Origin of the sequence: Methanobrevibacter arboriphilus, from assembly GCF_019669925.1 — an archaeon.
GTDB lineage: Archaea > Methanobacteriota > Methanobacteria > Methanobacteriales > Methanobacteriaceae > Methanobinarius > Methanobinarius arboriphilus_A.
Genome location: NZ_AP019779.1, coordinates 406277 through 418342, shown reverse-complemented (window position 1 = coordinate 418342; position 12066 = coordinate 406277). Strand labels below are relative to the sequence as shown.

Genomic DNA, 12066 nt, shown 5'->3' with positions numbered 1-12066 from the left:
ATTTTTTAATTATATCTTTCATCATATGCTTTTTGATTTATTTTTGATATTTTATCGTTTTATGGGAAAAACATTATTAATATTTAAAAAATGAAATTTTTTAGTTAAATTTATCATATTCCTTAGATTTTGGTGTTTTAAATGAGTTTTAATCGTAAAAATACTAGTAATAAAAATATTAGTAATACTAATAATAAAAGTGTTAGAAATATTAATAATAGTGTTAGTGATATTGATAATAAGAGTAGTGGTATTAAAAATATTGATAAAAAAACTATTAATAAAAATAATAGTAATAATAAAATAAATGAAAACAGAAAACCAAATGATTTGATTAATGAAACATCTCCCTATCTCTTGCAACATGCATATAATCCAGTAAATTGGCATCCTTGGAATGAAAAATCTTTTTCATTAGCTAAGAAAGAAAATAAACCTATATTTTTAAGTATTGGGTATTCAACATGTCATTGGTGTCATGTCATGGAAAAAGAATCTTTTGAAGATGAAGAAGTAGCTAAGATTCTAAATGAAAACTTTATCAGTATAAAAGTTGACAGAGAAGAAATGCCTTCTGTTGATAGTATGTATATGGAATCAGCTATTATTTTCACAGGAAATGGTGGTTGGCCATTAACAGTTTTAATAGATAATGATAAAAAACCTTTTTTTGCAGGGACATACTATCCTAAAATATCTCTTATTAGAATATTAAATGATATATCCAATACTTGGAAGAATGATCCAAATAAAGTTAAAAATATTGCTAATGATATAATTAATGATTTAAAAAATTTAAATAGATCAGATAGATTTGATAATAAGAGTATTGTCAATAATAGAGATAAGGATGAGTCAGTTTTAGATTATTCTATAATTGAAAGAACATTTGAAGATCTTAAATCAAGGTTTGATAATCGGTTTGGAGGATTTGGATATGCTCCTAAATTTCCATCAGTTCAAAACATTCTTTTTTTAAATAGATACTATTTTCAAACAGAAAGCTTGGAAGCAAAGGATATGGTTGAAAAGACATTAGATAGTATGTTTAATGGAGGTATTTTTGATCATATTGCTGGTGGGTTTTCGAGATATTCAGTTGATTATAAATGGTTAGTTCCTCATTTTGAAAAAATGATGTATGATAATGGTATTTTAGCTATAGCTTATCTTGAAGCTGGTTTATTATTTAATAAAAAGTATCTTAAAATAGCTAAAAAAATTTTAGACTATTGTTTTAGAGAAATGTTAGGAGAACATGGGTTTTATACAGCTCAAGATGCAGATAGTGAAGGTGAAGAAGGAAAATATTATTTGTTCACAATAAATGATATTAGAAAAGTTTTAGGCTCTTCAGACTCTGAAAAATTTTGTAAATTATTTGATATAACTAGAGATGGAAATTTTAAAAAAAAGAATATTCCTAACTTAATTAAAACCTTTTATAATAATAAAAAAGAATATTATACTATTTTTGGAAGTGGAAATTATAATATACATGATCAGAATATACATGATCATGATATAAATAATCATGATATAAATGATCAGAATATAAATGGTTATAATAAGGTTAATCCAAATATAAATGAGAATACTATTCAAAATCATGATGCTGATGAAAATTTTGAATTTAATTCATTTATTGAAGATTCTACAAAAAAATTATATAATTTTAGGCTAAAAAGAACTCCTCCATTTAAAGATAAAAAGAATTTAGCTTTTGTTAATGGATTAATGATAGCTACTTTGTCTATGGGTGCAAATATTTTAAATAAAAGAGAGTATATCGAAAAAGCTGAAGAAATTGGAGAATTTATAATAAATAAGTTAATAAAAGATGGAAGATTATATACTAGTTATAAAGATGGGAAAATCAGAAACAAAGGAGTTTTAGATGATTATGCTTATGTTATATGGGGATTTATTGAGTTATTCCAAGTAACATTAAATAAAAAATGGTTAAATAATGCTCAAAATTTAATGGATAGTATGATTGATCTATTTTTTGATGATGGAGTTCTTTACTTATCTGGATCTGATGTAAATGATCTACCAATTAGAACTAAAAATGTTTATGATGGTGCTATTCCTTCAGGTAACAATATAAGTGTATTTAATCTTATGAGGTTGTATTCGATTACAAATAATGATTATTATAAAGATGTTTTTGAAGAGATTATTTATAGTTTAAAGACAGATATTGAAAAAAATCCATTAGCATTTATAACATTAATTTCAGGATTAATTTATGATAAGTCTGGTGGTCTTCATATTAATTTAGCCCTTGATTTAGATAATAAAAATATTAATAAAAATAATAATAAGGATGTTAACAATATTATTAATAAGGATATTAATATTAATAAAAATATTAATAAAATTAGTATTAATATTGCTAAAGAAAAATTAAGCTTTTGGAATCCTTTTTTAACTATTTCTCTTCTTGATAAAGATTCTGAAAATTTTAACGAAAATATGATTTCTGTTTGTGAAAATATGACCTGTAAACCTTATAAAAAAATAGATGACTTTTTATATGATGATATTGATTCTAAAATTATTAAATTAACTAATAAAAATGTAGAAAATTAATAAAAAAGTAAGAAATAATAAATTTTATAAAATTAATAAAAAATAGAGAATAATGAAAGATAATAGGATATAATATAAGGCAATAAGAAACAATAAGGGATGATAAGATATATATAATGTAATAAGAAATAATAATGGATAATAGGATATAATTGGGATAATAAAAAATAGGGGATAATATAATTTTATCCTTCTATTGTTATATTATCATTTAATAGGGAATTGTCTGTTGATTTAAGTATTTTTCCATCTAAAACTTCTATTACTCTATCAGCTAATTTAGCTACATTCATATCATGTGTTACCATAATTAATGTAACATTTTTTTCTTTATGCATTTTATTTAGTTGATCCAAGATTTTTTTACTAGTTCTTGAATCAAGGGATCCTGTAGGTTCATCAGCTAATATTATTGAAGGATCATTTGCTAAAGCTCTTGCAATAGCTACTCTTTGTCTTTCTCCTCCTGATAATTTAGTTGGTTTAATTTTTGCTTTATCTTTTAACCCTACACTATCTAAGAGTTTTAAAGCTAATGTTCTTCTATCTTTACTAGATAGTTTTCCTTCAAACATAGGTATTTCTACATTTTCAACTACTGAAATATTGGGGATTAAATTGTGCAGTTGAAATATGAAACCTATCTTTTTTGATCTAAACTCATCTAAATTCTTGTTTTTACTTAAATCATAACCTGCAACATTAATTGTTCCACTATCTGCTATATCTAATGCTCCAAGCATGTTAAGTAGTGTTGATTTACCAGATCCAGATGGTCCAATAATAGATACAAATTCTCCTTCTTTTATATCTAAATCAATTCCATTTAAAGCTTTTATATTGCCCTTTTCATAGCTTTTTTCTAAGCCTTTAATTTCAACAATATTCTCTTTGATGATATTATTTTCATTAATATCTTTATTAATATTAATATCCTTATTAACACTATTATTAATATCATTATTATTATTATTTTTATTATTTTCATCTATATTTTCAATTTCATTTGTTTTAGTTAAATCATTTTTTACCATTAAAATCACCTCCATTTATTTATTCATATCTTAATGCTTCAGTTGGTGGGAGTCTACTAGCTCTCCATGCAGGATAAAGTCCTCCAACAAGTCCTACAACAATTGCTACTGCAAATGCTTGTAAGAATATGTATGGTGTGTACATTGGAGTCATGCTTCCTAAAACACCTAAAGCTACTAAGATTTCAAGTCCCACTACTCCGATTATTGAACCTATAACTCCAGAGGTTACTGTAAGTACAATTGATTCTCCCAGTATCATTCCAAGTATTCTTCTTCCTTTCCATCCAACAGCTTTTAAAACACCAATTTCTCTTGTTCTTTCATATACAGACATAATCATAGTGTTTATTATTCCAATTCCTCCAATGATTATAGCTAAAAGGGAAATTGCAAATGAGGCACTATTTACCATATCTAATGCATTAGCTATTGTTTCAATATCTGAAATAGATGTTACTGTAGTAATATTGTCACCATATCTATCTTCGATTGTTTTTGTAACACTATCCACATCAACACCACTATCAACTTTAACATAAATCATACTGATATTTCCAGTATCATCCATTAGATCTTGAACACTCTTAAGTGAACTGTATGCTCCTTCATCTTGATTAGGATCTCCTGTTTCAAATATTCCAGTTATCTTGTATTCTTCTCCATTTATTTCTAAGTTATCATTGACATTTTTGTTTAATTTATCTGCAGATATTTTTCCAAGTATGATCTCATCTGCATCATTTTTAAACATTGTTCCTTTAGTTAGTTTTAAATCTGCAAAATCTGTATCTTTTGAATCAATACCAATCAGTGTGAAAAATTGAGAGTCTGGAACTGAAACCATTCCAATATAAACTCCTGCAGCATTTTTAACACCACTCACATTATCAATCGTTGATGTCCAATTTTCACTAAAAGTGCTTGTGCCTAGTGGATTAGTTGTAGTACCTGAATTATCTGTTTTTCCACTTATTGAAAAGTCAGATCCTCCTGCATGTAATGTTTCGTCCATGGTTGAAGTTAGTCCAGCTGTTATAGCTCCAAGTGCAACAATTGTAGCTATTCCTATCCCAATTCCAATAATAGCAAGAATCGCTCTACTTTTATTTCTAAAGGGATTTTTAAAAATTAATGATATAAATGACATAAACAATAATTAAGTTTGATAATATATTTAAAATTAATGTCCTTTTTAATTATCTTTAATATTTTTTTAGCTTTATTGAGTAGTTAGTTATATTTATATATAAAAAAATAAATATTACTAGCAGTGAATATTCTCTATTATTTTCATATTACTATCTCATAGTAAATAATTCATCTTTATGTTGGAGATTTTACATGTGAATCAAAAATATCAGGTCATTTAAAGTAGCATTTTGATTAGCTTATAACTATATAAAATTGGTTTTAATCCTATTAAGATTTTTTTTGTTTATTTTGATATTATAAGAAAGAGTAGTTTTAATTTAAAATATATGGGAAAATTAGAATTGGATATTAACACTATTAATTATTTAGGACTCTATGCATCTTTAGTTGATTCTAATCAACAACATAAAATTATTAAAAATTTTTTAATCAGTTAAACAATGATGTTATTAACTTTGAGGGTATTAAATGTATTAATGATTCAAGATGTCTTGGTGTATTCATATAAAGATTTTATTATTGTGAATATGATCTTATGATTTTAGTGATAATATTGTAAATAAAAATGATAATATTAATAATAATATTTTATTTTCCAATGATTTCTTTTATAACAGCCTTATCTGTAGAATCTAATGATTTTGTTAAATATATTCCAATTAAATAAATGATGATTGCTACAGGGAGAGCTATCCACATTGATAAATTGAGTATCAACAGAATAATAGCTAATATAAGTCCAGACACACAAATTTTTACTATTCCATAAATTAAGGATTTATCTGGCTTATATTTATTTTTTAAAATAATATAAGTCATTAATATAAATATTATTACTCCTGTAATTATTGTAGCTATACTTGCTCCAATGTAACTTAGGTAATATATTAAAAATAGATTTAAAACTACATTTACTAAACAAGCTAATCCATTTATTTTTGTAACAGCTACTTCACTATTAGATGAGTTTAAAAGTGATGTTGATGCTCCATTAATCATAATGAATAGCACATTCCATATTAATATTTTTAAAACATCTCCAGCAAAAATATAGCTTTTTCCATAAATTAATGTTATAATATCTTCTGAATATATTGTTATTCCAATAGCAAATGGCAACATAATCATTATTAAATACTTTATGGATTTTTCATAAGAAATTTTTAAAAGATCTTCTGAATCTTTATATAATTTTGACATTAATGGAAAAACAACATAAGTATAAACTGTATAAATTGTTGTAAAAACAGTGATAATTTTATAAGCTGAACTATATATTCCAACAGCAGTATTACCTACCATAAATGATATCATAACTGTATCGATCATAAAGTATATAGTGGTAAATATTCCGGTTATTCCAAAGGGAATAGCCTGTTTTATAGATTTTTTCCAAAAATCTAAATCAATTTGAATTTTAGGAATTACTATTTTATTTTTAATATTATTATATAAATAAATTAGAGTAATTATACTTCCAACCATATATGATAAAGCAACAGCAATCAATCCCAAGTTAAAATATGTTAAAAGAAGAGTTCCTGATAATATTAATGAGCTGTTTATAATTATTCCTATAGCTTGGTATTTCATTTTACTAAATGCTTGGAATACTCCATTGAATAACCATCCCATACTTAAGAATATAGTTTGTATTGCAAATAGCAGTACCACTTGTATTGATAGTAAATTGTAATCCATTATCAATAAAATAACCAATGTGGCTATAAATGATAATATTGATAAGAATATTTTTAATGGAATTGCATTTCCTATGTATTTTTGTGATAATTCTGGTGATCTTGATAAATCTCTTGTAATATATGTATTAATTCCTAAATCAATAAATATGCTCATAATACTTGTAAAAGATATAGCAAAATTCATTATTCCAAAATCTGAAACTCCTAAATATCTAGCTAATAAAACAATCCATACAAATCCAAAAATGCTTGTTATTATCTGTGAAATAAGTAACCAGCTAGTATTTTTAAAAATTTCATTTATTTTGCTCATATTTTCACTAATGTTTAAGTTTTTATATTTCAATTTCTATGATCTAAGTTGGGTGTTAGAATAAAATTAGTTTGATAAAATTGCTTATTTGTTTCTGGTTAAATTGTTATAAAAATGTTTTTAGAGAATTATAATTACTATGAGTTGTTTTTAAATTATTTTTAAAATTATTTTTAAATTATTTTTAGAGGATTATAATTCTTATAACTTTGTTTTTAAGCTATTTCTTAAATTTCACTATTTTTAAACCATTTTATTGTTGTTTCTAATTGTTTAGTGAATAAAGAAGGATCAACCTTAAATCTAATATGTTTCATATTTTGAACATTAGCTAAAGAATGTTTTATATCTCCTGGACGCTTTTCTTTATAAATAGGATCTAATTCAGAGCCTAATGTATTTTTTATAATATTATAAAGTTGATTAATGCTCATAGATATTCCAGAAGCTACATTCATAATTCCATTATATTTTGATTCTGCAGCTGCAATATTTGCTTTTACAATATCTTTAACATAAATGAAGTCTCTTGTTTGTTCTCCATCTCCATATATAATTGCTTGATCATTGTTAACTAAAGAGTGTATAAAATTTGGTATCACTGCTGCATATTGAGAATTTACATCTTGCCGAGGTCCAAAAACATTAAAATACCTTAAAGAGACAGCTGATAACCCATAACTTTCAAAAAAAGACTGGCAATATAATTCACAAGATGCTTTTGATGCAGCATATGGGGATGTAGGCATTAATAGTTCACTTTCAGAGAGAGGCATATTTGGATTTTCACCATAAACAGCGGAAGAAGATGAGAAAACAAATTTTGAAATTTCAGAATCTTTAGATGCATTTAGTAATTTTACAGTTGCATCAACATTATTTTCATTAGATTTTATAGGGTTTTTAACACTCATTGGAACGCTTGCAAGAGCAGCTAAATGAAATACATAGTCTACATCTTTTAAAATTAGAGTTAAATCATCTAAATTAATGGTAGTCAAATCTTCAGTTATTATTTTAAGGTTTTCGTGGTTAGGATTAGCTAAGTTCTCAATTTTTCCAGATGATTTATTATCAATTATTGTGATTTGGTTTGCATTGATTAATTCTTCAACGATGTGTGATCCAATGAAACCTAAGCCTCCAGTAACTATGATATTTTTGTTTTTCATTTGAATTACCTATTATTATATTTTAGGGATTTTTAATACTGTATTTTTGATATAAGATTATTTATAGATTTTTTAATATAAATACTATATTTTTAATAATATCTCCTACTTTAATAGCATCTTTTATATTCTTAATTAATTATAATATAATAATATAAAAGTATAACAATATAAATATATAATTAATATAAAATTATAATTAAATACTATAATATTATATTTTTAAATTATTACCTGTATATATTGTTAATTATTGTTACTTTTAGGTATAATTACTATTTTTAGATTATTTATTTTTAAGATTATTAAAATTTATTCTTTAAATTACTATTTTCCAGATTATTATTCTTCAGATTATTATTCTTTTTTATATTATTCTTTTTATTCTTTTTTATATTTTATATATTATTATCATATTTTATATTATTATCACTCTTTTTTATATACTAAAATGTTTTTTCAATATTTTTAATAATAGTTATTAAATTATTAATAAAAATAGTAGAAATATAATTTATATGTAAATAAAATATGTTTAACCTTGAATATTATGTTATTTTTTATTTTTATTTTTATTTTTCATGAATTTACTTAAAACATTTTTAATTTATTTAAGATTCACGATTTAAAATATAAAATAATTTTTAAATATATATAGGTTTCTCCAACCAGCAAGTAATAAGTTTTATATATAATAATCAGTAAACATTTTATCATGATTATTCATGTTGATGAGATGTACTTATTACTAAATTTGTTAATTACAGTAATTGTATCTATAGTCATTGCATTGGGATTGGGATTACCTTTACTTCCAAAAAAACCTATTAGATTCTCATTTGATAAAAGCGCAATATTTCCCACTCCTATTTTTGCTATTGGATTTTTAGCAATTTGTTTTTCTGTTAATTTCTATTGGATTTACAATGGAATGTTATTAGCTGTGTTTTGGGGTGTTGTTTCTGGATTATTTGTTAAATATGCCTTTGATTATGTATTTCCAAAACCTGATGATGATGAAAACGGAGATAATTTGAATAATGAATCTTCTAGTGAAATTTCAAAAACAAAGGAGGCTAACTAATGAACGAAATTTTAGGAATTATTATTGCAGCTATTATAGCTTGGTTAAATTTTGTTCTTATTGATACTTATCTTGGTTTACCTGAGGCTCCTGGTGTTAAAGGTGCAAATATTGTAGGTCATGAGATTAAAAAAAGAGGTGGCGATATATCAGGTGGATTCTTCCAAGGGAATATATTATGTTCTCCAGATGCTTCTGCAGGAACTCTTTTAGCTTCAATTGGTTATATGTTGATTGGGATTGAAGGTGGATTGATAGCTACTTTCTTTGTTTATATAGGAAATAGATTATGTGCAGATCCTGGATATGCAGGTACTGTTGGTTCATTAACTACAATAGTTATAATATACTTAACATCTTTCATTGGTTTAACACCAGAAATGTTTGTTGTTGGTATGGTAATAGCTATAACTACTATTCAAGGATTACATCATCCAAGTTCATCTAAATTACTTGGACGTATCGCTAAATCTTTTAACAGATATACTAAATTAGAATAATCATTATTAGAAGATTATAACATTAAATTTATAATATAATATTATATGGTATTTTTATTATATCTAAATTATGTTTTTTAGTCTAATTATGTATTTATTAGTATTTTAGTCTATATAATTTAATCTTATAGTTAGTTTAAAATGTAATTAAATGAATTAATAATTGTTATATGTATTATAATAATTATATAAAGTATAATAATTAATAATGATTTAAAATCATGTTTAATTATTTATATAAATAATAGTAATTTATATAAATTATAATAATTGCTTAAAAAAGTAATAATTACTTAAAAATAGATTTAATTTAAGATAAATTTTGTGTTTATAGATAAAAATTATATTATATTGGAATGTTAACTATGATAGAAGAAATCATTGGAATAATTATTATTATAATGGCTATAAGAACTCTTTTAGCTAAAAATAAAGCTGAAAGAATGCTTTATGTTAATGTTATTGATTTTGCTGTTTCAGCACTTATTGCATTAACTGTAGATAGTCCTTTTGGTCTTATAATTGCTATTACATTTTTCATAACTTCTACTATTGGTTCTAATGCAATAGCTTATACTTTAAATAGGCTAGAAAATGAAATTATCCTTGATGAGTGAATATGTTATGATGAGCATATATCTTATAATATTAGTATAATCGGTGAATTTAATGATTTTTTTAGATTTTCTTAATGTAACATCCATATCAATAATCTTGATGTTTATTGGTGCTTTTGGTATTATATTGCTTGTTAAACCTCTTGATAAGCTTATAATGTTTGCAGTTATGGAGGCAGGATTATTATTAGCTGTTGTTTCATTTAAATATTTAGATGTAGCTTTAGTAATTGCTCTTTTTGGACCAATATCTACTGTTATATTCCTTTTATCTATTATTAAAATTAATGATATTAGAAAAAGAGATATTGAAGAGGGAAATAAAAACAATCCTGAAGGTGAGATATTTGATTGAAATTCAAATGTTATTTTATGCGGGTTGTATATTAGCTATAATTGGAAGTATAGCTACTGTAACAGGCCCTGGAGTTAATGATCCTATTGTCAGAACGTTCAATACAGAAATTGCTGCAGTTGGAATATCATTAATATTTCTCGTTTACAATCATACCTTAGCACTAATGACTTTTGTGGCTGCTACTGCAGCTATTACTTTGATTTTACTTAGGGCTATAACTAGACTAGAAGAAATGGGGGCTGACGTATGAGTCGGATTGGTCGTTTTTGGAACTCTCTTGCTAACCCAGATAAAATTCCTAAAGTATATTCTGTAATATTAGCAGCAGTTATTCTAGTTGGATTTATTGTTCCTTTAAGTTTAGATGTTGACCAAATTTATCCAAGACCTGCTCCTCAAGTTCAAATTGAGCAAGGAACTCCTACTGCTCCTTATGATAGGGGAGGTATTCCTTTAGAAGTTCCAGGTATAACTAAAGCTCAATATCCAGAAAATTCAAAGTCTTTAGGTATGGTAACTTCTTATATGAGTCCTCAAGCACTTCTTGTAGCGTCGCTTTCTCCATATTTTGGAACTAGTATTTATTCTTCGCCAGGAGGACTTATTGATGAGATTCTCTATTATACTAGAGGTTTTGATACAATATTAGAATCTTCAATATTGATGATGTCTTTTATTATAGCTTCTTGGCTAGCACTTAACTTTACTATAAATAGGAAAAAAGAAAATGATGAGAAAACCCATTCTAAAGATGGTTCTTCTAAATTAAAAAAGGAGTAGAATGATATGGTAACTTTAGTTCCAGAGGTTGTTCCAGCTATTACAGCATCTTTATACCTTCCTGCATTGTATGTAGCGATTATAGTAGGTTTTGTTGGTTTAACTGGAATTGCTATTCAGAAAAGAGACATTCATATTTTAATCCTAACTGATCTTGTTGGATTAGCTATGTTAATTGTAGTTGCAGCTGTTGGAACAGATTTAGCTGAAGCATTGATACTTCCTGGTTTAGTTGTAGAATTAGCTGAGATTATGGCTATTTCAGAAATTTTAATATCTCGTGAAATGAGAAAAGCTGAAAATTCAGTTCCTAAAGATAGGACTATAACAGAAAAACCTTCTGTATTCCCACTTCCTTTAAGCTTAGATATGGAAATTATGAAGACAGCTCCAAATTTTATAGCTCTTGTTATGATATTATTTGGTGCATTTTTAACTGGTTTTACTGGTGGTGCAGTTGCTGGTGGAGGTATATTATTCTATATGATGTGTAAAAAGGCAAGAGGATTGCCTGTATTCGTGATTGAGGGTGTTGGAGCAATATCTGGTATTTCATGGTGTTTATGGATAGTTGGATTTGTATTATTCTTCTTGGCTCCTCAATACTGGCTTCTTTCATTGTTCATGGCTGCTTGTGGTTTAGTCTTAAAAGTAGCTTCAAAATTAGGATTGATTGGATCTATTCTTACTGAAGAGTATAGGAGAGAATAAGTAAGTAATGAGATATATTTATTTAGAATATGGTACTATTCTAA

At 25.4% G+C, this 12066-nt stretch carries 12 protein-coding genes; 8 read left to right on the top strand and 4 right to left on the bottom strand.

Annotation, left to right across the window (positions count from 1 at the left end):
* Nucleotides 1-141: 141 nt before the first annotated feature.
* Nucleotides 142-2595, top strand: a complete 2454-nt coding sequence (locus MarbSA_RS01730; protein ID WP_221061713.1) for a thioredoxin domain-containing protein — start codon at nucleotides 142-144, stop codon at nucleotides 2593-2595.
* A gap of 185 nt (nucleotides 2596-2780) precedes the next feature.
* Here MarbSA_RS01730 and MarbSA_RS01725 read toward each other — a convergent pair whose 3' ends face one another.
* The 4 genes from MarbSA_RS01725 to MarbSA_RS01710 all read right to left on the bottom strand — a co-directional run bounded on the left by MarbSA_RS01725 (nucleotide 2781) and on the right by MarbSA_RS01710 (nucleotide 7972).
* Nucleotides 2781-3629, bottom strand: coding sequence for an ABC transporter ATP-binding protein (locus MarbSA_RS01725; RefSeq protein WP_221061712.1), 849 nt, complete (start codon nucleotides 3627-3629; stop codon nucleotides 2781-2783).
* A gap of 19 nt (nucleotides 3630-3648) precedes the next feature.
* Complete coding sequence (locus tag MarbSA_RS01720) at nucleotides 3649-4779, bottom strand: ABC transporter permease (protein WP_054835282.1); 1131 nt, start codon at nucleotides 4777-4779, stop codon at nucleotides 3649-3651.
* Nucleotides 4780-5372: 593 nt separating this feature from the next.
* The gene (locus MarbSA_RS01715) at nucleotides 5373-6800 is read right to left on the bottom strand and encodes a flippase (RefSeq protein WP_054835281.1); all 1428 of its coding nucleotides are present in this window, start codon (nucleotides 6798-6800) and stop codon (nucleotides 5373-5375) included.
* 227 nt (nucleotides 6801-7027) lie between these two features.
* Nucleotides 7028-7972, bottom strand: coding sequence for an NAD-dependent epimerase/dehydratase family protein (locus MarbSA_RS01710; RefSeq protein WP_042704123.1), 945 nt, complete (start codon nucleotides 7970-7972; stop codon nucleotides 7028-7030).
* 715 nt (nucleotides 7973-8687) lie between these two features.
* On the opposite strand from MarbSA_RS01710, the gene MarbSA_RS01705 reads away from it, so the two are divergent.
* The 7 genes from MarbSA_RS01705 (at nucleotide 8688) to MarbSA_RS01675 (ending at nucleotide 12022) form a co-directional block, all read left to right on the top strand.
* A complete protein-coding gene (locus tag MarbSA_RS01705; protein ID WP_042704121.1) occupies nucleotides 8688-9056 on the top strand; it encodes an energy-converting hydrogenase A subunit A EhaA in 369 nt (122 codons plus the stop codon).
* On the top strand, nucleotides 9056-9556 hold the full coding sequence (gene ehaB / locus MarbSA_RS01700) for a [NiFe]-hydrogenase-3-type subunit EhaB (protein ID WP_054835896.1): 501 nt from the start codon (nucleotides 9056-9058) through the stop codon (nucleotides 9554-9556). The genes MarbSA_RS01705 and ehaB overlap by 1 nt, the downstream gene beginning before the upstream one ends.
* 365 nt (nucleotides 9557-9921) lie before the next feature.
* Entirely contained in the window at nucleotides 9922-10173 is a 252-nt protein-coding gene (locus MarbSA_RS01695) for an EhaC family protein (RefSeq protein WP_081720147.1), read from the top strand.
* A gap of 52 nt (nucleotides 10174-10225) precedes the next feature.
* Nucleotides 10226-10528 (top strand): EhaD family protein, encoded by a 303-nt coding sequence (locus MarbSA_RS01690; protein WP_155930723.1) that lies wholly within the window; start codon nucleotides 10226-10228, stop codon nucleotides 10526-10528.
* The gene (locus tag MarbSA_RS01685) at nucleotides 10521-10781 is read left to right on the top strand and encodes an EhaE family protein (RefSeq protein WP_042704116.1); all 261 of its coding nucleotides are present in this window, start codon (nucleotides 10521-10523) and stop codon (nucleotides 10779-10781) included. Before MarbSA_RS01690 ends, MarbSA_RS01685 begins: the two co-directional genes overlap by 8 nt.
* Nucleotides 10778-11311 carry an EhaF family protein gene (locus MarbSA_RS01680; protein ID WP_042704114.1) on the top strand — a complete coding sequence of 178 codons (534 nt, stop codon included), beginning with the start codon at nucleotides 10778-10780 and terminating at the stop codon, nucleotides 11309-11311. The genes MarbSA_RS01685 and MarbSA_RS01680 overlap by 4 nt, the downstream gene beginning before the upstream one ends.
* 6 nt (nucleotides 11312-11317) lie before the next feature.
* Nucleotides 11318-12022 (top strand): EhaG family protein, encoded by a 705-nt coding sequence (locus tag MarbSA_RS01675; protein ID WP_054835611.1) that lies wholly within the window; start codon nucleotides 11318-11320, stop codon nucleotides 12020-12022.
* Nucleotides 12023-12066: the final 44 nt, after the last annotated feature.